The 22,035-nt window shown below is 42.8% G+C and carries 20 protein-coding genes and 1 pseudogene; 11 read left to right on the forward strand and 10 right to left on the reverse strand.

Annotation, left to right across the window (positions count from 1 at the left end; translation table 11 throughout):
* The first annotated feature begins 212 nt into the window (after positions 1 to 212).
* Positions 213 to 3,239 (forward strand): UPF0182 family protein, encoded by a 3,027-nt coding sequence (locus QI031_RS19530; protein ID WP_281481316.1) that lies wholly within the window; start codon positions 213 to 215, stop codon positions 3,237 to 3,239.
* 39 nt (positions 3,240 to 3,278) lie between these two features.
* Here QI031_RS19530 and QI031_RS19535 read toward each other — a convergent pair whose 3' ends face one another.
* On the reverse strand, positions 3,279 to 4,634 hold the full coding sequence (locus QI031_RS19535) for an RNA polymerase sigma factor (RefSeq protein ID WP_281481317.1): 1,356 nt from the start codon (positions 4,632 to 4,634) through the stop codon (positions 3,279 to 3,281).
* Positions 4,635 to 4,825: 191 nt separating this feature from the next.
* Here QI031_RS19535 and QI031_RS19540 point away from each other — a divergent pair, with 191 nt between their 5' ends.
* The 4 genes from QI031_RS19540 (at position 4,826) to QI031_RS19555 (ending at position 6,656) form a co-directional block, all read left to right on the forward strand.
* Positions 4,826 to 5,182, forward strand: coding sequence for a YciI family protein (locus QI031_RS19540; protein WP_281481318.1), 357 nt, complete (start codon positions 4,826 to 4,828; stop codon positions 5,180 to 5,182).
* 24 nt (positions 5,183 to 5,206) lie between these two features.
* Positions 5,207 to 5,710, forward strand: a complete 504-nt coding sequence (locus QI031_RS19545; RefSeq protein ID WP_281481319.1) for a YybH family protein — start codon at positions 5,207 to 5,209, stop codon at positions 5,708 to 5,710.
* Between the two features lie 33 nt (positions 5,711 to 5,743).
* A complete protein-coding gene (locus QI031_RS19550) occupies positions 5,744 to 6,154 on the forward strand; it encodes a VOC family protein (protein WP_281481320.1) in 411 nt (136 codons plus the stop codon).
* A gap of 94 nt (positions 6,155 to 6,248) precedes the next feature.
* On the forward strand, positions 6,249 to 6,656 hold the full coding sequence (locus QI031_RS19555; RefSeq protein ID WP_281481321.1) for a VOC family protein: 408 nt from the start codon (positions 6,249 to 6,251) through the stop codon (positions 6,654 to 6,656).
* Between the two features lie 233 nt (positions 6,657 to 6,889).
* Here the strand turns inward: QI031_RS19555 and QI031_RS19560 are convergent, their stop codons facing one another.
* Together QI031_RS19560 and QI031_RS19565 are read right to left on the reverse strand one after the other, a co-directional pair.
* Complete coding sequence (locus QI031_RS19560) at positions 6,890 to 7,342, reverse strand: SH3 domain-containing protein (RefSeq protein WP_281481322.1); 453 nt, start codon at positions 7,340 to 7,342, stop codon at positions 6,890 to 6,892.
* A gap of 299 nt (positions 7,343 to 7,641) precedes the next feature.
* Positions 7,642 to 9,153: an AAA family ATPase gene (locus QI031_RS19565; RefSeq protein WP_281481324.1), complete on the reverse strand. Its 1,512-nt coding sequence runs from the start codon at positions 9,151 to 9,153 to the stop codon at positions 7,642 to 7,644.
* Between the two features lie 621 nt (positions 9,154 to 9,774).
* Here QI031_RS19565 and QI031_RS19570 point away from each other — a divergent pair.
* From QI031_RS19570 to QI031_RS19580, 3 genes and pseudogenes are all read left to right on the forward strand, one after another.
* A pseudogene (locus tag QI031_RS19570) lies at positions 9,775 to 10,835 on the forward strand (IS630 family transposase).
* A gap of 131 nt (positions 10,836 to 10,966) precedes the next feature.
* The gene (locus QI031_RS19575; protein ID WP_281481325.1) at positions 10,967 to 11,419 is read left to right on the forward strand and encodes a hypothetical protein; all 453 of its coding nucleotides are present in this window, start codon (positions 10,967 to 10,969) and stop codon (positions 11,417 to 11,419) included.
* A 9-nt stretch (positions 11,420 to 11,428) separates the two neighbouring features.
* Positions 11,429 to 13,558, forward strand: a complete 2,130-nt coding sequence (locus tag QI031_RS19580) for an NACHT domain-containing protein (protein WP_281481326.1) — start codon at positions 11,429 to 11,431, stop codon at positions 13,556 to 13,558.
* A 30-nt stretch (positions 13,559 to 13,588) separates the two neighbouring features.
* Here QI031_RS19580 and QI031_RS19585 read toward each other — a convergent pair whose 3' ends face one another.
* The 7 genes from QI031_RS19585 to QI031_RS19615 form a co-directional block, all read right to left on the reverse strand.
* Positions 13,589 to 14,095: a YceD family protein gene (locus tag QI031_RS19585; RefSeq protein WP_281481327.1), complete on the reverse strand. Its 507-nt coding sequence runs from the start codon at positions 14,093 to 14,095 to the stop codon at positions 13,589 to 13,591.
* Positions 14,096 to 14,310: 215 nt separating this feature from the next.
* Positions 14,311 to 14,838: a Jag family protein gene (locus QI031_RS19590; protein WP_281481328.1), complete on the reverse strand. Its 528-nt coding sequence runs from the start codon at positions 14,836 to 14,838 to the stop codon at positions 14,311 to 14,313.
* A gap of 2 nt (positions 14,839 to 14,840) precedes the next feature.
* Positions 14,841 to 15,992: a membrane protein insertase YidC gene (gene yidC, locus QI031_RS19595; protein ID WP_281481329.1), complete on the reverse strand. Its 1,152-nt coding sequence runs from the start codon at positions 15,990 to 15,992 to the stop codon at positions 14,841 to 14,843.
* A 335-nt stretch (positions 15,993 to 16,327) separates the two neighbouring features.
* On the reverse strand, positions 16,328 to 16,717 hold the full coding sequence (locus QI031_RS19600) for a PH domain-containing protein (protein ID WP_281481330.1): 390 nt from the start codon (positions 16,715 to 16,717) through the stop codon (positions 16,328 to 16,330).
* Positions 16,704 to 17,117, reverse strand: a complete 414-nt coding sequence (gene rnpA / locus QI031_RS19605; protein ID WP_281481331.1) for a ribonuclease P protein component — start codon at positions 17,115 to 17,117, stop codon at positions 16,704 to 16,706. Before rnpA ends, QI031_RS19600 begins: the two co-directional genes overlap by 14 nt.
* A gap of 25 nt (positions 17,118 to 17,142) precedes the next feature.
* Positions 17,143 to 17,277 (reverse strand): 50S ribosomal protein L34, encoded by a 135-nt coding sequence (gene rpmH, locus QI031_RS19610; RefSeq protein WP_096558233.1) that lies wholly within the window; start codon positions 17,275 to 17,277, stop codon positions 17,143 to 17,145.
* Between the two features lie 308 nt (positions 17,278 to 17,585).
* Positions 17,586 to 18,140 carry a DUF2808 domain-containing protein gene (locus QI031_RS19615; RefSeq protein ID WP_281481332.1) on the reverse strand — a complete coding sequence of 185 codons (555 nt, stop codon included), beginning with the start codon at positions 18,138 to 18,140 and terminating at the stop codon, positions 17,586 to 17,588.
* Positions 18,141 to 18,902: 762 nt separating this feature from the next.
* Between QI031_RS19615 and QI031_RS19620 the strand changes: the two genes are divergently transcribed.
* From QI031_RS19620 to QI031_RS19630, 3 genes are all read left to right on the forward strand, one after another.
* Positions 18,903 to 20,075, forward strand: a complete 1,173-nt coding sequence (locus QI031_RS19620) for a Re/Si-specific NAD(P)(+) transhydrogenase subunit alpha (RefSeq protein ID WP_281481333.1) — start codon at positions 18,903 to 18,905, stop codon at positions 20,073 to 20,075.
* Positions 20,076 to 20,238: 163 nt separating this feature from the next.
* A complete protein-coding gene (locus QI031_RS19625) occupies positions 20,239 to 20,532 on the forward strand; it encodes an NAD(P) transhydrogenase subunit alpha part 2 (RefSeq protein WP_281481334.1) in 294 nt (97 codons plus the stop codon).
* A complete protein-coding gene (locus QI031_RS19630) occupies positions 20,529 to 21,932 on the forward strand; it encodes an NAD(P)(+) transhydrogenase (Re/Si-specific) subunit beta (RefSeq protein ID WP_281481335.1) in 1,404 nt (467 codons plus the stop codon). Before QI031_RS19625 ends, QI031_RS19630 begins: the two co-directional genes overlap by 4 nt.
* Positions 21,933 to 22,035: the final 103 nt, after the last annotated feature.

Genomic DNA, 22,035 nt, shown 5'->3' on the forward strand with positions numbered 1-22,035 from the left:
CGGCTTTCCGTAGAGTAGCAAGTGGCGTTAGTTTCCCTCCGTAACAAACTTTTAAAGACAAAGGCGCAGAGAGTAAGAGATAAAGAATTAGTTTAGTTTAAGAAGCGATCATTAAGTCTGCGAATTGAACGAGATTATTCACAAGGTTCTAAAGTAGTAGCAGAGGAGTTAAGACTTTTCCCAACACCTAATACTCGATACCTAAAAAAGCCATGTTCTGGAAATGGAGCTTTAGATTATTGATCATCTTCCTAGGATTGTGGCTACTCTTGGATTTGAGTTCCCGCCTAGGTGCAGAGATTTTCTGGTTTCAGGAAGTCAAATATCTACAAGTATTTTTACTTAGAATAATGACTAAGGGTGGTTTATGGATACTTGTAGCTGGTATCACTGTTACCTACTTTCTCGGAAATCTCGCTTTGGCACAACGGCTAAAGTATGCCGATTCAATGAAAATCGCAGAGGTTAGGCGTGAAGAAGCAGGACTTAGAGGTCAACTAAAAAACTTGCTCAGTCCCCAGTATTTAAAACGTGAGCAAATTACTAAACCAGATACCCGAAGTGTGCCATTAAGACTGCACTGGTTATTTCCTTTAGCTTTGGTATTCAGTTTACTAATAGGGTTAATGCTAGTTCATTATGGCGAAATTGCTCTATCTTACTGGAGTTCTTTAGTTAATCAGGTTAGCTTACCCGTTTTTGCCTTGTTCCGGCCGGAGGTTATCTGGCAATTGAGCAGAGAGATTACTGCTAAAATTTTGTATTTTGGCTTGCTTTTGGTAGCAGCGATCGCTGTACTAATATATCCTCGATTTTTGCTGAGAGCGATCGCAATTGTATTCAGTATTTTGTTGAGTTTTATACTTTCCCAAAATTGGGCTAAGGTGCTGCAATATTTTCATTCTACTTCCTTTAATCAATCTGAGCCTTTATTTAATCAAGATATTAGTTTCTATATATTTTCTCTACCCTTGTGGGAACTGCTAGAACTCTGGCTGATGGGGTTATTTTTATATGGTTTTTTGGCTGTTGCTTTAACTTATCTGTTATCAGCAGACAGTCTCAGTCAAGGAATTTTTCCTGGGTTTTCATCCCAACAACAGCGTCATTTATACGGCTTGGGTGGCTTGTTGATGCTGGTGGTAGCGCTAAGTTATTGGCTGAGTCGTTACGAATTGGTTTATTCTAAGCGCGGGGTGAGTTACGGTGCTAGCTATACCGATGTTACAGCCCAGTTACCAGCCTATAATGTATTGTGCATTTTGGCAGTAGCGATCGCCATTTATCTATTACTAAGAACATTTTTTTGGCGACCTAAGTCTCGTTATCGCCCATTAGTATTTTATGGGTTAGGGTTTTATCTTGTGATGGTTGTAGCTGCTGGTTTTATTCTGCCGACAGCGGTGCAGTATCTAATTGTCCAGCCAAATGAATTACAACGAGAACAACCTTACATTCAACGTACTATTGCCTTGACGAGGCAAGCATTTGATTTAGAAGCAATCGATGCCATCAATTTTGACCCCCAAGGAACACTAACTGAAGCTGACATCAAAGCCAATGACCCGACGATTCGCAATGTTCGGCTTTGGGATCAACGACCTTTATTACAAACTAACCGCCAGCTGCAACAATTTCGACCTTACTATCGGTTTCCTGATGCTGATATCGATAGATATACTCTGCGAACAGAGGCTACCCCACCCGTATCAGAATCAGATCAAGGATTAGCTAGAACCACAGAACGGCGACAAGTACTGATTGCAGCTAGAGAATTAGATTATGGTGCTGTACCGCAGCAAGCGCAGACATGGGTTAACCGTAATTTAATTTATACACATGGTTATGGTTTTACGTTAAGTCCAGTAAATACAGTTGCACCCGGTGGATTACCTGAATATTTTGTCAAAGATATTGCCGACAATAATGAAGGCGCTCTTGATACTTCTAGTACAGCTATTCGTGACAGCATTCCCATTGGAGAACCTCGAATTTATTACGGTGAAATTACTAATACTTATGTAATGACCAAGACCAGAGTCCAGGAACTAGATTATCCTAGTGGGAGTGATAACGTTTACAATAGCTACGATGGTCAAGGTGGTGTGCAAATCGGTTCGTTGTGGCGACGATGTTTATTTGCCTTGTATTTGAAAGACTGGAAAATGTTACTAACACGGGACTTTCTACCTGATACTAAGGTATTATTCCGGCGGAATATTAACCAAAGAATTAGAGCGATCGCCCCTTTTTTAAAATTTGACAGCGATCCTTATTTAGTAACTGCCGATGCTAATCCTGATAATCTTAATCAACAGTCATCAGGAACAAAAAATTATCTTTACTGGATTGTTGATGCTTATACAACCAGCGATCGCTATCCCTACTCAGATACGGGTACTCACAGCATTAACTACATTCGTAACTCTGTCAAGGTAGTGATTGATGCTTACCACGGCAGTATTAACTTTTACATTGCCGATCCTAGAGATCCAATTATTGCCACTTGGTCAGCAATATTTCCCAATATGTTTAAACCTCTCAGTGCGATGCCGGTTAACCTTAAAAGCCATATTCGTTATCCGGTAGATTTTTTCAAAATTCAAGCTGATCAGTTATTGGTTTATCACATGACAGACCCCCAAGTGTTTTATAACCGGGAGGATCAATGGCAGATTCCTAACGAAATTTATGGTAACGAAACCCGGCTTGTAGAGCCTTACTATTTAATTACCAGTTTACCTACTTTAAATGCTGTTGATGCAGCCTCTGGTAGAGAAGAATTTCTCCTGTTTTTGCCATATACTCCTAAACAGCGGAATAATTTAGTCGCTTGGTTAGCAGCGCGATCGGATGGCGAGAACTACGGTAAATTGTTGGTGTATATCTTTCCTAAACAGCGCTTAGTTTACGGGCCAGAACAAATCGAAGCCCGAATTAACCAAGACCCAGTAATTTCACAACAAATTTCTTTGTGGAATCGCCAAGGTTCAAGAGTTGTTCAGGGAAATCTTTTAATTATTCCCATTGAACAATCTTTGTTATACGTTGAGCCAATTTATATAGAAGCTACTCAAAATAGTTTACCTACCTTAGTTCGGGTAGTTGTAGCTTACGAAAACCGCATTGTCATGACCAAAACTTTAGAACAAGCATTACAAGCAATCTTTCAACCAGAAGTGACACCAGCCCCGGCAATTATTCGCCCCGTCGAGGAATCACCTTTATCTAGCGAATGATAAGCACGAATATGAATCTGGCTCTAATACCGTTTCACTTTAAAGTTGATACACATGGGCAAGCAGGGGGAGCAGAGGTAGCAGGGGAGGCAGGGGAAGAAAGAAAAGTAATTTGTATAAAGAATTTCGTGAAATGGTATAACATCTTTGAACTTCGCTGAGTCGGCGTTCTAGAAAACGGCGTTCGCTATCATTATTAACTAACGAAATCGCTTGTGTATAACTTTTGGCTGCTTCTAGGAATGCTCCCATACGGCGCAGGAGGTCGGCACGAGCAGCGTGAAATAGATGATAGTTATCAAGCTCTTGGGCCAGCCCATCGATGAGTTCGAGTGCTGTCTGAGGAGTTTCTACCATTGAGATAGCTACTGCTCGATTCAATCTCACTATCGGCGAAGGCTGTAAGCGTTCAAGCAAATCGTAGAGACGGACAATCTGCAACCAGTCTGTTTCTTCGGCTTGTGCCGCCTGACAATGTAATGCAGCGATCGCTGCTTGCAGTGCAAACGAACTAATCTCGCCTTGCAATGCCGACTCGACCATCGGTAGTGCCTCGTTGATCTGCTGTCGATTCCAGCGACGACGATCCTGATCTTCAAGCAGGACAAGATCGCCAGCCTGATCAAGACGGGCATCACGCCGGGAGTCGTGTAGCAACATCAGTGCAAGCAGTGCCGTAACTTGGGCTGGTGGCTGTGGTGTCATCAATGTCCTCACAAGGCGACTTAGCCGAATGGCTTCTGTACACAGATCGGCTCTCACCATCTCCTCGCCCCTGGTTGCAGCGTAGCCTTCGTTAAAAATTAGATAGATTACCGTCAGCACTGCCTCCATCCGCGTCGATAATTCGGTTGTGTCTGGCACTTTATAGGGAATACCTGCATCACGGATTTTGCGCTTGGCGCGCACAAGTCTTTGTGCCATTGTCGCCGGAGGTACAAGAAATGCTCGTGCGATCTCATCCGTCTCAAGTCCACCTAACATCCGTAGCGTCAGAGCAACCTGAGCCTCTGTTGCCAATGCTGGGTGGCAGCAAGTGAAGATCAGTCGTAGCCGATCATCTGGAATTTCATCGGTGTCATAGGTTGGTTCCTCGCTTGTGGGAATTAACCCAGATGCTGCGTACCATGAGAGTTTTTCTGTCAACTTTGTGCGGCGACGGAGGCGATCAATGGCTTTGTATCTAGCTGTTTTGATAATCCAGGCACGGGGAAGATCGGGAATGCCTTTGGACTGCCATTGATTTAGAGCAACAGCAAAAGCTTCTTGTGCCGCCTCTTCAGCTACATCGAAATCCCCAACCAGCCTCATGAGCGTGGCGACAATCCGACCCCACTCAGCACGATAAATAGAGGAGATTGCTTGAACTACATCTGATTGTGCGTTTGAGGTCATAGCTGAGTTGGAAAAATTTTTGGGAGATATGTCGATTTGAGTAATTGCTATTCGACTTATTCACAAAGGGAGGCAACAAAAGTCAAGCAAAGCTTGATTTTACCTAAATAATAAAAAATTTTCTGGGGAGGTGTCGATTTAAGCGATCGCCGTTCGACTTTCTTACAAAGAAAGACAACAAAGGCAAGCTAATGAAATATGTACTGCTGATTTACTTAGAAGAAAACGCCCTCAGCGAAACCGAGCGGAAGGAGTGTTATGTAAAATCCGCGCAGCTGGCACAGCAACTCAATTCTAAAGGACAGTATTTAGCTACTGCCCCACTCCACCCTGTAGCGACTGCAACCAGCATTCGGGTACGCGATGGTAAACCGCTTGTCACCGACGGGCCGTTTGCAGAAACGCGCGAACAATTGGGCGGATTTTTCCTGATTGATGCCCAGGATCTTGACGCAGCAATGGCGATCGCTGCTCAAATTCCAGCAGCACAAGTTGGTACTGTCGAAATTCGCCCCGTGATTGAAGTTGCAGGTCTGCCAGAGCAATAGGAGCGATCGCGCGTTAAAGCAATCATGACGCAAAACACACTAATTGATGAATTTACACAAAGACAAAATATGGCTATTAACTTAACAAAAGAAACCACCAGTACACACGACGAAGCTCAGATTCGACAACTGATCGACGATCAACAAAGTGCCATCTGCGCTAAAGACTTAGACCGAATCATGGCTTACTACACCACAGATATTATTTACTTTGATTGTAAACCGCCGTTTCAAATTAAGAGTGCAGATGCCTTTCGCCGCATTTGGGAGGAGTGTTTACCTTACTTCCCAGACTCTTTTGGAACACAGACGCGGGATCTCAACATCTTCGTGAGTGGCGACTTAGCTTTTGCCCATTGGCTGTTACGCTTCACAGATATGGCAGAGGATCATCCAGCAATGCAGACTTGGCTGCGGTTTACTGCTGGCTACCAGCGACAACAGGGTAAATGGCTAATCGTGCATGAGCATTGTTCCGTCCCTTTCGATCCGCACACATCTCAAGCCGTCTTGACGCTAGACCTATAGCCCAATTTACTGAACCTACCCAAGGAGATCCTCATGAAAATTAATTCTTATCTGAACTTCAACGGCAACTGTCAAGAAGCATTCAAATTCTACGAACAATGTCTAGGCGGCAAAATCGTCATGATGCTCACTCATGGCGATGCCCCGACAGCAGAACACATACCTACCCTGTGGCATGACAAAATTATGCACGTCTGTCTTGATCTGGGCGATCAATTATTGATGGGGTCTGACAGTCCACCGGATTACTTTGAAACACCTCAAGGTTTCTACGTGCAGTTGAGTATTGAAGAACCAGACCAAGCAGAACGCATATTTTATGCTCTAGCAGAAAACGGAAAAGTGAAGATGGCCATTGATCAAACTTTTTGGTCTGTTCGCTTTGGAATGTTGGTTGATCAATTCGGCATTCCGTGGATGGTCAACTGCCAGAAGACTGCTTAATTCTTCGGCAGGTGCTTTTGAACATCTTCCCTAAAATAAAACCTCAGTGCTTTTTCGCTAACAAACTACTGTACGATAACTTACCACAAAGATCATGAGTACCCAAATTTTCGTCAATCTGCCAGTCAAAAACCTCAATCACTCAATCCAGTTTTTTACTCAACTCGGCTTTGGCTTTAATTCTCAATTTACTGACGAAACTGCCACCTGCATGATTGTGTCCGAAAACATTTTCGTCATGCTTTTAACGTATGAGAAATTTAGGACTTTTACTCCTAAAGAAATTTGTGATGCCAGCAAAAATACGGAAGTGCTGGTGTGTTTGTCCTGCAATAGCCGAGAACAAGTCGATGAAATGATTCGCCAAGCAGTTACCGCTGGTGGAACAACTTATAATGAACCACAAGATCATGGTTTTATGTATGCACATGGATTTGCTGACTTAGATGGTCACATCTGGGAACTAATTTATATGGAGCCAAGCGCAATCAACCAAAGTTAGAAATGTACCCACATCAAAACATCTAATATCGTGTTTGGTTAAAGACTTATCATTAAGACCGCAGGGGACAGGAGGTAAGGGGAAAGAAGGTTTACTAATTTTGCACAGATGACTCAAGTTAGATGCACGCTGATTTGCAATTTCATTTGTGGTGAAATTGGGCTTTTTAAGTTGAAATTAGGCAATTTTTAAATTTAGCGTATAGTTTTAACTTTAATGTAAATAGCGAAGCGTCAATCAACACGTTCAATATTACCTGCTTTTACCCAACCTTCTTTTGTACCACCTTCTAGACGAATCTTTTGCCAGTCTTTATCTTGGCTTTCTTCCAAGATGATCACTCTTTGATTAAAAGTTGCCCCGCCAATACGTTCAGCATCTTGGTTGGGTTCTGCTCGCATACTTAAACCTTCAGACCAAGTAACACGTCCTCGGTAAGCTCCTGGTGGCAATGCTTCTGCTGATTCATTAGGAGTTGCGCTATCAGATGAACTAGAGGCGGTTTCTTTATTAGTCGCCTTAGGAGATTTGTTCTGCACGGCAGGGCTATCATTTGAGAAAATGGGTTTAGCAGGAGGTATGGCAGTTCGATTCATGAAATAGAGCGCAACTGCAACGCCGCTACCGATTAAAACAGCGATCGCTAAGGAAACCCCAAGTATAAATTTTAGTAAACCAGAAAGCATAATTAAAACCTAATCACCAATAGTCAATAGTCAATCTTCAATCGTCAATCGTCAATGATTATTGAGAAATATAGCGCTTCTCGGTTGTATGCAAACACTCCAGTAATCAAAAGGGGCTAGGAACTAGAGGCTAGGGGCTAGAAGAAGCAGAGGAGCAGGGAGACAAGGAGAGAAGTGCGGTCTTGGGGTCTCCCCAAGTGGAGCAACTTCGGGAGAAAGAGGTAATTCCTCTTCATCTTCTCTGCACCCCGCACCCTGCCCCCCTGCCTCTTTCCAATGCTCCTTTCTAAGTTTTTACGTTAGCGTAGCTTACCAAAAGTATCGCTCAAAGGAGTCTGTCTAGATGCCATGCGCGCTCTACCAGCCGCAGCCCATTCTTGTAGTTGCTGAATTTGCTCAACGGCAGTTCGGGCTAAGGGTATAATTTGACTCGCAGCTTCTAAAACGTCGTCGGTAGTAAAATCACGGTTTTGGCTAAATCCAATATGCATCGCTTCAATTAAAGTTTGCTCGATTTCTGCTCCAGAAAAATCAGGTGTTTCATAAGCTAGTCTGTCGATGTCATAGCTTTTTAAATTATGGGGGCGCAGTCGGGATAAATGTACATTAAAAATGGCTTTTCTCTCTTCTTGGGTAGGCAAACCGACAAAGAAAATCTCATCAAATCGCCCTTTGCGGAGCATTTCCGGTGGTAGGGCTTGGATGTCGTTAGCAGTAGACACAACAAACACAGGTGAGGTTTTTTCAGCTAACCAAGTAATAAAGGTACCAAAGACACGACTCGTAGTACCTGCATCACCTTTACTACCAAGTCCCGAAAAAGCTTTATCAATTTCATCAATCCACAGTACACAAGGAGCGAGGGCTTCTGCTACCTGAATCATTTGGCGGGTGCGGGATTCTGATTCACCCACTAAACCACCAAATAAACGCCCGACATCTAAGCGCAATAAAGGTAAATGCCAGTGATGAGCGATCGCTTTTGCTGTTAAAGATTTGCCAGTACCTTGAATCCCCACTAACATCAATCCGCGGGGGTGTGGTAATCCGTACTGTCTGGCTCGATCTGTAAATGAGCCTCCCCGACGAAGTAGCCAATCTTTAAGGTTATCAAGTCCGCCAATATCGGAAATTTGCTCAGTGGCAGGATAAAAGTCCAGGATTTGGGTTTGGCGGATGGTTTGGCGTTTTTCTTCCAAAACGAGATCAACGTCCTCTGGTTGCAATTCGCCGTGGGTAGCGATCGCTCTCGCCAAAACCCGCCGAATCCTTTCCATTGAAAGCCCTTGACAAGAACGCACCAAGTCATCTAAAACTTTCACAGAAAGAGAGTTACCAGTGCTTTGTAGTAAGCGTTCCACCTCAATTTTAATTTCTGGAGCAGCTGGTAAAGGAAATTCAACCACTGTCAAAACTTCGGTCAAATCGTCAGGAATGGCGATGCGTGGCGATAATAGTACAATATTTTTTGGTTGCGACTTCAAAAGTCGAGTTAGATTGCGGAGTTTGCGGGCGATCGCCACATCTTCTAAAAAACGATGATAGTCTCGTAGAATTAATACTGCTGATGCCGAAGCGGGTAATTTTTCGATAAATTCCAAAGCTTGCAGCGGGTTACGCCGCCCAAATCCTGCATCATTAAGGTTTCCCTGGTAGCCATCGACAAAATCCCAAGTATACACAGGCCGATTACCTTGGTTAGCGGCTTCTTCTCGAATCGCTGCTTCTACCCGTTCTTCTTCATAAGTGGGAATATAAATTAAAGGATAACGGGCGCGTAATAGCAGTTTAAATTCTTCACGAAAGTTCATATATAGCTGTGGTTATTAGTTCTTTTATCATTGTTCAGGTTTGTATTGTGTCTTACAACTAAAAACTAATATATTCTCGTTCAATAAGGATTTGGGCATGGGGCATGAAGAAGAGAATTGGGGCACAAGAGAAGTGCGGTCTTGGGGAGCCAGTCCGCCCTTGCGGTTTCCCGACTTGAAGGAACTGGCGTGTCTCCCCCTCCGGGTGACGCTCGCAAGCTCGCTATCGCTACGCTAACGGCAGTCCAACGCCAGTCGCTCCTGGGGAGCCACTGCGTTGCGGGGGTTCCCCCCGAGTCCCGCAAGTGGCATGGAAACCCCCATGATCGCGCTGGCTCCTCTTTGTTGGAACAACTTTCTGCGGGCAGCCTCACCAAGTGGAGCAACTTTGGGGTGCGGGGTGCAGAGGGGATAAAGAAGAATTGGGGACAAGGAGAATTGGAGAACTGGGGAAACAAATGTCTCCTTATCTGCCTATCCCCTTGTCTCCCTGTCTTCCTCTGCCCCCTGCTCCCTGCTCCCCTGCGGTTTTATTCTTCCGTCAATAGATCTCAACTTATAGTAATAATATCATGTCCGGATAATCGCTTACGATAAAAGCAGGGAGCGCAAAGATGAGTCATGCCAAAACGAATTAGTGTAGCCAAACATTTAAGTATTGAAGAGCTAGAAAAACGTTATCGTCAAGCTAAAGATGGCATAGAAAGCCGTCAGTACCAGATTATTTGGTTAGTAGCACAAGGTAAAAAAACGGAAGAAGTAGAGGAAATAACAGGCTACAGCAAAACATGGATATACGGATTGGTAAAAAGATACAACGAATTTGGAGTGGGATACTTAGGCGATCGCAGGCAGTTAAACCAAGGTAAACAGCCTGTAGTGGATGATATGCAACAAGCACAGTTATGGCAGGCATTACAAGAGAAAGCACCAGATGGAGGGCTATGGAACGGTCGAAAGGTAGCAGACTGGCTAACTGAAGTCACAGGAAATCAGATCAGCCGACAGAGGGGATGGGAGATATTACGGCAGATGACTTTTAGACTCAGAGTACCTCGCCCGTCTCACACTAAAAGCGATCATTTTGAGCAAGAAGCCTGGAAAAAAAACTAGCGACACAAGTAAAACAACTCCAAACTATCTATCCAGATGCAGAAGTTCAGTTGTGGTGTGAAGATGAACATCGTTTAGGACTCAAACCGATTTTGCGACGAGTGTATGTACCTGAAGGAGAAACACCAATTGCTGATGTCCATTGGCGGTTTAAATGGTTATGGTTGTATGCTTTTGTACATCCCAAAACAGGAGAGAGCTATTGGTGGATTCTGCCTTACGTGAACACAGAATTGTTTAATCAGGTTTTGGCTGATTTTGCTCGTGAATTTGGATTAGGTAAAAATAAACACATTTTATTAGCTGTTGACCGTGCTGGCTGGCATACCAGTAAAAATTTACAGATTCCTGAAGGACTACATTTAACATTTTTGCCTTCTCACTCACCTGAGTTACAGCCGGCAGAAAGGTTGTGGACTTTGGTGGACGAACCAATCGCTAATCAATCGTTTAACTCACTCAATGATTTGGAGAATATTTTATTTCATCGCTGTCAGTCTTTACTTCAACAGCAAGATTTAATTCGTGGGTTAACTGGTTTTCATTGGTGGCTTCAGATTGGAGTTTAATCGTAAGTGATTATCCGGACATGATATAATCAGCTCACCACATAAACAACTTTTGGAAATATTTCAGGAAAGTTGTCAACGCAACTTGAAGTAGAGCTTAAATTAAATTATGTTTTTATCAAGCAAATAAAATGGCAGAAAATAACTCACAACCCCAAAACACTGGAGGAATGTCCCTAAACATTGGTGGTGGTCAATTTTCAGGTGTTCAAGTTGGCCAAGCGGCTGGCGATATCACCCAAAATCAGCAAAATACTCAAGGTGGGACTGAAAAACAATTGACCTTACCTGAAGTTGCGGAATTAATGGCACAAATTGAATCTATATTTCGTAATTCAGATTTACCAGAAGACCAAAAAAAACAAGCACTAAAACATCTCGATTACGCAACCGACGCAGTGAAAGAAAAAGAACCAGACAAAAACACTGCGGTCACAAGTTTGCAAAAAGCTAGCAAAGTCCTCAAAGAAGCGAACGAAACGTTTAATGCTGGACAAGGAATTTGGCAAAAATTAGAGCCAATTGCCAAACAATTAGCTCCTTGGTTAGGAGTTGCAGTTAAAAGTCTTTTACTTTTTACATAATAAAAGGTTATGCATCAAGAACCACAGCCACTTCAAAATTTGAACATTGATGGTGCTTTGATTCGAGAAGCTCAAATTGGACAAGCTGGACGTGATTTGCACCAAATCCAGTACCTAACTGTAAACGAAAGCTTCAGCCTAGCTAAACTCATAGGTCACAGAGAGGTAAAACCTCCTTCAGGAAAACAAGAGTACCGTTTCCGAGAAGTTATACTTAATAAAGTAAAACAGTACTGGATTAAAGGCGTACTAGAAAAGTCGCTATATACCAAAGCTTTAATTGATTTGGGACTGGAAGAACGATTAGACGCAGTAAAACATCCCTTGAGCAATGTCCCAGAAATCCCTGATGAGTCTGAGCAAATTTTACCTGAAGGTCAAAGTGTCTCTGATGTCTTCAATCAGATGGGAAAAGGACGAACTTTACTGATTTTAGGAGAACCAGGAGCCGGAAAAACGATCACTCTTTTAAAGTTGGCACAAGAATTAATTACTCGTACCGAACAAGATTTAAGCCAACCTCTCCCAGTAGTGCTGAACTTATCTTCTTGGGGAAATAAACATCAAACACTTGGCGATTGGCTGATTGAAGAATTGCATAGTATATATCAAGTTTCTCCGGCACTTGGTAAAGTTTGGATTGAAGAGCAACAACTATTACTATTACTAGACGGTTTAGATGAGGTAAGAATTGAGCAACGAGAAGCTTGCATTAAAGCCATCAACCAATTTATGCAAGAACATGGACTAATTGAAATTGTGGTAACAAGCCGCATTCATGATTATGAAGCTCTTTCTGAACGTTTACAATTGCAAGCTGCTATCTGCATCCAATCTTTGACATCTCAGCAAGTTGACCAATATTTAGATAGAGCTGGTGAACAACTCGAAGCTGTAAAAACTTTGCTTCAACAAGACACTACGCTGCAAGAGTTAGCCAAGTCTCCCTTAACTTTAAATGTTATGACTTTGGCTTATCAAGGTAAGAAACTTGAAGATTTATCCAGTATAGGCTCAAAAGAAGAACGCCGCAAACATTTGTTTGATGCTTATATTGAACGGATGTTTAAACGTCGTCAATCTCAGCAAAGATACTCAAAAGTGCAAGCAAGGCGCTGGCTAATTTGGCTAGCACAACAGATGTATCAAAAGTCTCAAACGGTTTTTGTTATTGAAAGAATACAGCCTTCTTGGTTGTCAAATCGAGTGCCAAAAATATTTTATCAATTGGGAGTTTTTCTATTTGGAGTCATAATTTGTGGGTTAATCGGCATTTTTAGCAATTTCATAAGTAAATCACAGTCAATCAATCTGGTATATATTGTTGTAATCACTGTTGTATTAACTGTTTACTTAAGTAATACAGAAATTAAGCCAGTTGAAACTTTGAGATGGTCTTGGCAAGAAGCCAGAAAATCTCTGACAAATGGGCTACTAGGGGGCTTATCTCTGGGACTAATTGTAGGAGTGGGTTTTAAGCTAACGGAACCTCAACCAAATATCATTGATGGTCTAGAATTAGGGTTAATACATGGGCTAACTGGTGGATTAATTTTAGGATTATTAGGTGGATTGAGAGGCCCAGAAATAGAGACAAAAACGATTCCTAACCAAGGTATATGGAACTCAGCTAAGAATGCTGTGATAGTAGGATTACTTGGCGGATTACTTGGCGGATTTTTTGGTGGATTAATTGGTTTGATAATTTTAAATCACCCCTCATGGCTGCAATTAGGGATAGTATTTGGAGTAGCGTTTGGGCTAGTATTTGGAGGTGGTAAAGCGTGTCTACAACACTTTACCTTACGCCTCATTCTTTACGCCAAGAATTACATACCTCGAAACTATGCCCGCTTTCTTGAATATGCGACTGAACACATATTTTTACAAAAGGTTGGAGGTAGTTATATTTTTATCCATCGAATGCTGCTAGAGCATTTTGCCCAAATGGAACCAGTATTTATTCAATTAAACTCACAACCAATTCATCATTCTACTGAATTTCATTCAAATAACAATTCGAGTAGAAATACTTCATCTCAAACTTTAGTAGAATGTACCAATTGTGGTCTGAATAATCCAGGAAACTTAAATTTTTGTACTAAGTGTGGAAGACGATTAAATCAACCATCTAGCTGAGACTAAATCAAGAAAGTGAAAGCAATTTGTCTATCCCGGAAGTTGCTTTTTCAAAGCTTCTAAAGAAGCCCAGCGGTTATCAACTGGCTGATTTGAACCATTACCACTATTGCTAATGATACCAGGGCAATTGCGATCGCACAGCTGGCGCTGGGGTATTGCTAGACACATTTGCTCATACAGCCATTCACTGGGATAAAAATAACCATCAGGCGGTAGAGTTTCTATCAAGTCTTCTACAGCCACTTCCCTCTCTAAGGGCAAGTCTTCCACTTGATTAGCAGTTTCGTCTAACCAGATGATTTCTTGGGTATCAACCCCCAAACGCTGGTTATACTGCTGCAAACAGCGGTTGCAGGTACAAGTAATAATTGCCTCTGCTTGACCGGAAACTTCCAGGTAGTTGCCATGATGCTGCACACGAACATGACCGCGAACTGGTGTCAACGTCTCTAGACCAGGCAGAAACTCTTTAACCTGAACTTCCTCTGTTCGCTCCGATGCTCTAGTTAGCTGCGGAATATAAATTGCGTCCATAGGATTAGTGATATATCTTCACGAAAAATATATGTGAGTTATCAGCAATTCTACTGATACTACATTTTTAGTTTATCTCTTTAGGAATAAGAGAAATCTTGAAATTACAGCAGATTGCACAGGCATGAGGTACAAACTTTCAAAAAAAGCATATATTAAGGGAGTTTCACCCCTGTTCCTCGTTCCCTATATGGTTATGAATTTTCAATTAACTCCTAACTTCCAACTTCTCCCAAATCAGCCGGACGAACAACCAAATGACGATGTGGCTCTTTACCTCGGCTGAAGGTTTCCAAATCTCCTAAATCCTTTAAGAAGGTGTGGACTTGACGACGCTCAGCTGAACTAAGGGATTTAATTTCTACTTCTTGACCAGTAGAACGTACTTCATCGGCTGCGGCTTCTGCCATTGCCTTAATTTCCGCTTGTCTTTTGACACGGTAGCCATTTAACTCAATGGTATAAGAGGCTTGCCCCTCTTGCGGTTGATTCAGATTAAGAACTGAATTAGCTAGATACTGCATTGCATCCAGTACAGAACCATTAGGGCCAATCAGAACTTGAATTTCTTTTGGTGTCAGGTTGGTTTCATCAATCGTTAACCAGTAATTATCTGGTTCTGAAGCATCACTTTCTTGAAGTAAGGCAGTTGCTAAATTACCCTGAATTTCAGCAGGTACTCCTGTTAGTTGCAGCAGGGTTTTTAACCACTGCTGCCCTCTTTGCATGGGACTGTCGAGCATTATCAACCTGTAGTCTTTTTCTTAGAACTTTTTGGCTCAAAAGGTAATGTCTTTTGTTCTGCCGCTGCTGCTTCTTTTTCTTTCTCTTGAGTGGCTACAATTTTTTGTAGTTCCTCTGATAGTGGTTCACGCGAGAGGATATAAGTTTGTATTGTTTGGAAAATATTCCCAATTACCATATACATCAACACCCCGGCTGGTAGAGGGAAGAACAAAAACATCCCCGAAAATATAACTGGGGTAATTTTGTTTACTGTCTCCTGCTGCGGGTTACCACCACTGGAATTTTGCCCAGAAAGTAGTTGACTAACATAAAGGCTAATCCCAAAAAAGACAATCATAGAGACAATATCCCAATGAATTGCACCGTCGGGATCTATAGCACCAACTCTACCTAAGGCATCAATGAAGAGAAATCCTTTATCTGCTGCCAATCCAGGAATTGTGCCTTGAATTGTGACATCTCCTGGTTGTAGAGCTTCTATGTTGCCCTCAGCATCGATTTTGACCCTATCTTCCCCTTTGATGACTTTCCATTGAGGAATTAGCTTGTTTTCTGGGTGTTCAGCTAATAAAACCTGAAATGGTTTACCCTCAAGAGTTTGATATTGTATTTTGGTTGTTTCTCCCACTGCTAATTTGTTACCACTAGGGAGAATCGCTGTAATTCGAGCATGTTCTCCATCAGCAACATAGATGTTTTGGGGAGAAGTAGCAAAAGCTTGGGGTTGGATTCGTTCGATTTGTTCAGATGGAAGAACTTGCAGGTTAACAGAGTAGTTCACTCCAGCAAAAGGTGAACCCCGCAAAGTCGCAAATAATGCTAGCAAGACTGGCATTTGTAATAGCAGTGGTAAACATCCTGCTAGGGGGTTGCCAAATTCTTTTTGAACATTGACCATTTCCTCCTGCTGCTTTTGCGGTTCGTCTTTATAACGCTCTTTGATTTCTGCCATCCGCTTCTGCATTAAAGGTTGCACAACTCGCATCCGCCGCATACTGCGAATTGAGCCAGCACTCAGGGGATAGAGCGCAAAGCGGATTATCAATGTCAAGGCAACGATCGCCAATCCATAGCTAGGCACAATACCATAGAAAAAATCTATGATTGGCAGCATTACGTTGTTTGAGAGAAACCCGATACCAAAATCCATTATTCTGAATCCAACCTGAGGTACTGTAAATTCAACTGAATCTAATTTATCTAAAATCAAGATTCGTCTGCGACTATCCTACGCTACGGATAGCCGCACATTCAAATAAAATTGGGCATGGGGCATGGGAAAGAGGCAGAGGGGCAGGGTGCGGGGTGCAAGGGGGAAGAAAAATTACATCTTTCTCCCGAAGTTGCTCCACTTGGTGAGGAAGTTCAAGTCTTGGCGGTTCCCGTCGAGTTGAAACTTCCGAACCCGGAGGGGGAGACCCCAAGACCGCACTTCTCTCCTTGTCTCCCTGCTCCCCTGTTTCTTCAGCTTTCCTGCCTCCCCTGCTATTTGGCTGCACCAGTGTATAGAGGATTTTTCGCTATAACTCTCTCATTGATGTAGTCATAAGTCTCACGGAAGTTGGGAACAGCCCGCATTTCTAGACGACTACCGTTTCTGAGGGTTAGCACCATATCGCCCCAAAGACCAATACCACGAGGTACTTTGACAATTTTAACTATTTCTGAATAAATTACGTCAGTGCGATCGCGTCCTCTCCAACCTCCCGTCACGGTAACTCGGCGATCGGTAATACGGTAACGTAACCACAATGCCCTGACAATTGCTCCAACCGCTAATGGCAAGCCTACGACGGTTAGCCCAATTAACAAGTTGAGAATTAAATCCCCAACATGGGGGCCGCCTTCATAATAAATTTCTTCACGAATGCCCATTGAATACCTCAGTTTGTGCCAACAACTGTTCTAATTCTTGCAGAAATTGTTGGCTTACGCACTTAGATTCTGCTGCTGTTGGTTTTACAACCACTACTAACCGCCAGCCCGGTGACAATTTCGGCAACAATTGTTGAAAAGCAGCTGCAATTTGGCGTTTGATTCGATTGCGAATTACTGCTCTTTTGCTAACTTTTGTGCTAATTGTAATGCCAATTTGGGTACTGGCTAGCTGGTGTGGATCAGTTGGTAGAACAGCAGTACTCAAAGAAGACTCTATTGTCTGTGACGGGCGTAAGGCTCTCAACGTGAAATAAGAACTATGTCGCCGAATCCCTTCGCGGAAAACTGCCTGGAAATCCTTACGGGATTTTAGTCGATTCGCTTTGGGCAAAGCCACAGTTGCTCCTTTAGCTTGAATTACCCTAAACGCTTAGACGATAACGTCCTCTTTTTCTTCTAGCCCTAATCACGTTTCTTCCGTCTGGTGTCCGCATTCTGGCACGAAAACCAGAAGTTCTTTTTCTTTTACGGCAAGTGCCGCCCAGGGTTCTCTGCATATTGTTCTCCTCTTAGGCGATTTTTATAAAAAGTCACAATCTATAACCTTATCACTTTACAGATAAAATATACAGATCCAGGGAAAAATTGAATCAGTTGCCAGTTGCTACTGACAACTAACCACATTTCGACAAGCGGTAGTTGAATCTCGACTTCGCGGCAGTTGAGCGTAGTCGAAACTCGATTACCGCGCAGCGCTGCACTGACTTGTACTGAGTTTAGCCTGAGCGTAGCCGAAGGGCGTAGTCGAAGTAGCCTGTCGAAGTGTCGAAACTCAGTGCATCGCTGACAACTGACAACTGAAAATTTACCCAATAGTCAAAATCCAACTTCCCAAGTAACGCAGTAGTGGCACATCTCCAGGAGAAAGAATTTGACAGTTGAAATAATAAGTACCACCAAACGCAGGATTTTGGACATTAGAAAAAACTAACTCAACTTTGGTTCCTGCTGGCACTGGTTCTTGGGGAAATATTTCAATCACCCCGCCTTCTTTATCCCACTTGACTTCTGAAAGTGGAACTGCTTTGCCTTTAACCCGGACTTCTATCTTTTTGGGGTCAAAAGTTCCTTTATAATAATTTGGGTATGTAACAGCAAACTGAGCAGCTGCCAACTTCATTTTATTGGCTGGAATCCTCAAATTGTAGCGATCCCAGGAATTAGCTTGTCCACCAAAATCTAACCGGAAGGGTAGCTGATTTTCACTTTTAACACCGCTAAATAGTGTAAATCCAGGTAAACCATTTTGCGCCCAAGTGGCGGTTTGCAATCCGGTTATTAAACAGCTAGTTACAGCCAAAGCTGATAAAAGTCTTAGCGGTAGCTGACGCTGAGATTTAGAAAACAGTAAATGTCGCATAATATTAAGCTTCCTCCACCAAAACAGATCTGTTATTTAAATAACTAAAATTTAGTACGTGTTCCTAAACTTTATTACTGACTTCTTGACAATTGACCTGAAGTTAAAACAAAAAGTGCCTTTTCCTCTCAGAACAAAATGCTAGAAAAAATACGTAGTAATATATTTAACCTTTATTTAATTTATTCAGATGAGCGCTTGATTATAGCCATTTTTTGAGAATTTCAGCTAAATTTGAACTAGATACAAACACATGGAGGATTTGATTGTGTTTCTGAATATGTATAAGTGTATCTTAATTTAAGGTTTTTGTTATAAAAATTGAGCCATGCTCTAGGCGATCGCCATTGAACTTAAGATAGATTGATTAAAATAAGCTTAAATCGTTAGGAATAATCATTAAAAATTAGTTGGGAAGTTATTAAGCTTAAAAAATTTGCTAAATATTGGACTATGTAAGTAAGGAAGACCAAAAATTTTCAATCCCTAAAACAAGCTAAAGACACAGAGGCAAAATTGGGAATCAACATAGGATTTGCAATATGTAAATCTATGCGTAACTATCAGCAAGGATGACACCTGTAAGCGGCAAAGTCTTACTTTGTCTGGAGAACCGAGAGTGGGAAAGGAAAAATTCAAGGTTTAATCTAGGAAAAAAGTAGTCGCTGACAGTTTTTATCCTGAACTATGAATATGAGACATCCCTAAATCGGGAAAAGTGCATACTTTGTAGAGATTAGGTATTTATCTCCAGGAGATTTCATGAGAATAGCAGTTGCTAAAGAAATAGAAGTTTGTGAGCGTCGTGTAGCATTAAATCCCGATACTGTTGCCCGCTTGGTAAAACAAGGTTTGGAAGTTTGGGTAGAAACAGGTGCAGGAGAGCGATCTTTTTTTAGCGATTCTGCTTATGAAGCAGCAGGAGCTAAAATTATCAGTGATTCTGCCACGTTATGGCAACAAGCAGATATTTTATTGAAGGTTAGTCCACCACAAGAACGAGAAAATGGAGGTTCAGAAGTTGAGTTGCTTAAGGAAGGAGCTGTTTTAGTTAGCTTCCTTAATCCCTTGGGTAATCCCGTCGTAGCGCAGCAACTAGCAAATCGCCAAATCACAGCCTTGAGTATGGAGATGATCCCCCGTACTACTAGGGCGCAAAGTATGGATGCTTTATCCTCACAAGCTTCACTCGCAGGTTATAAGGCAGTTTTGATTGCGGCGGCGGCATTACCAAAATATTTCCCAATGCTGACAACAGCCGCAGGTACAATTGCCCCAGCTAAAGTATTTATCATGGGCGCTGGTGTGGCAGGATTGCAAGCGATCGCCACCGCCAGACGTTTGGGAGCAGTAGTAGAAGCCTTCGATATTCGTCCGGCTGTTAAAGAGGAAGTGCAAAGCTTGGGAGCAAAATTCGTCGAAGTCAAGCTAGAAGAAGAAACTGTCGCCGCTGGTGGTTACGCCAAAGAAATTTCTGAAGCTAGCAAACAGCGCACCCAAGAAGTTGTCGCCGAACACGTCAAAAATGCTGATGTAGTGATTACTACTGCTCAAGTTCCTGGCAGACAAGCACCACGGCTCGTTACAGAAGAAATGGTTGCCCAAATGAAACCAGGTTCAGTGATTGTAGATTTAGCCGCAGAACAAGGTGGTAACTGTGCCTGCACCGAACCCGGCAAAGATATTGTGTGGAATGGTGTGACAATTATTGGCCCAATTAATTTACCATCATCAATGCCAGTCCACGCCAGCCAGTTGTATTCCAAAAACGTCACATCTTTGATTCAACTACTAATAAAAGACAAAGCTTTGCAAGTAGACTTTGCCGACGACATAGTTGATGCAGCTTGCATTACCCACGCAGGCGAAATTCGCAATCAGCGGGTACGGGATGCGCTACAAGCTTTGAGCAATCAACAATCAGCCGTTAATTAGAGAGCAGAAGAAGCAGGGAAGTAGGGAGTGTGGGAAGAGAGGGAAGAGAGGGGGAAAGATTTCTTCCCCATCCTCCCACACCTCCCACACCATGCCCCATGCCCTATGCCCCATGCCCCATGCCCTATGCCCCATGCCCATTTACACAAGGAGTTTTGATTTCATGACAGAGACATTACTTGCTGCTTTGTTTGTATTTGTTCTGGCATCTTTTATTGGCTTTGAAGTTATTAATAAAGTACCGCCTACCTTACACACCCCTTTAATGTCAGGATCTAACGCAATTTCTGGCATTGCGGTATTAGGGGCGATTGTGGCTGCTGGTGCTAGAGAGACAAGTGTATCGGTGATTCTTGGTTTGATTGCCGTAGTGTTGGCAACAGTCAACGTTGTTGGTGGCTTTTTAGTTACAGATCGGATGTTGCAAATGTTCAAGAAGAAGGAGATTAAGGCGTGAGCGACTTTCTACCAACTGGGATTCAGCTGACGTACTTAGTTGCTGCATCTTTATTCATTCTGGGTTTGAAAAAGCTGGGATCACCTGCTACAGCACGCAACGGTAATGTTGTAGCAGCCGTGGGAATGTTACTAGCGATCGTGGCAACAATGCTGGATCAGCATGTGTTGAATTACGAAATGATTTTGTTGGGTTTGGCAATTGGTACAGGAATTGGGGCGATCGCAGCCTACAAAGTCCAAATGACCGAAATGCCCCAAATGGTAGGTTTGCTCAACGGTTTGGGTGGTGCAGCTTCTGCACTGATCGCCGTTGCTGAATTTTGGCGGTTAATGGGAACTTCTCAGCCCATACCCCTTGATGTCAACATTTCCATGCTATTGGATGTGTTAATCGGTGGTGTTACCTTAACAGGTAGTTTTTTGGCTTTTGCCAAATTGCAAGGTTTAATCAGCGGTACTCCGATTACATTTCCATTTCAGCAACCATTTAACCTTTTGCTTTTGGGTGCTTACTTGGTAGGAAGTGCGTATTTAATCATTACACCAGATAGCCTACCCATATTTTTAGGAGTAGTTGCTGTTTCTTTAGTATTAGGTGTGATGTTCGTCATCCCCATCGGTGGTGGCGATATGCCAGTGGTAATTTCACTGTTGAACTCGTTGTCAGGTGTCGCCGCTGCTGCTGCTGGGTTTGTGGTAATGAACAATATGTTGATTATCGCTGGTGCTTTGGTAGGAGCTTCTGGGTTAATCTTGACCGAGATTATGTGTAAAGCCATGAACCGTTCTTTGTTCAGCGTGCTGTTCAGTGCTTTTGGTTCAGCGGCTGCTGGCGGTGGCGGTGCAGCAGGTACTATAGGCGATCAAACCGTCCGCAGCATCGATCCCGAAGAAGGAGCGATGATGTTGGGTTATGCTCGTAACGTGGTAATTGTCCCTGGTTATGGGATGGCAGTTGCTCAAGCACAACATAGCGTGCGAGAGTTGGCAGACCAATTAGAACGGATGGGCGTTGATGTCAAGTACGCCATTCACCCCGTTGCTGGAAGAATGCCGGGACACATGAATGTGTTATTGGCAGAGGCGAATGTACCTTACACCCAGTTGTATGACATGGATGATATTAATCCCCAATTTGAGCAAGCAGATGTGGCTTTGGTAATTGGGGCTAATGATGTCGTAAATCCAGCGGCGCGCAGTGATAGCAATAGTCCTATTTATGGTATGCCGATTTTAGAAGTAGATCGGGCAAAGCAGACAATTGTCATTAAGCGCGGGATGAGTGCAGGTTTTGCTGGTGTAGATAATGAATTGTTCTACAAAGATAAAACTACGATGCTCTTTGGTAGCGCCAAGGATATGGTGTCGAAGTTGGTTTCAGAAGTGAAGCAACTTTAAAAGAAACAAACTGCGAAGGACACAAAGAGCGCAAAGGAAGAATTTAGACAGTTAACTTGCCTTGGGGATACTATATTCTTAAGGCAAGTTTTATTTAAAAAAG

Origin of the sequence: Halotia branconii CENA392, assembly GCF_029953635.1 — a bacterium.
Classification (GTDB): domain Bacteria; phylum Cyanobacteriota; class Cyanobacteriia; order Cyanobacteriales; family Nostocaceae; genus Halotia; species Halotia branconii.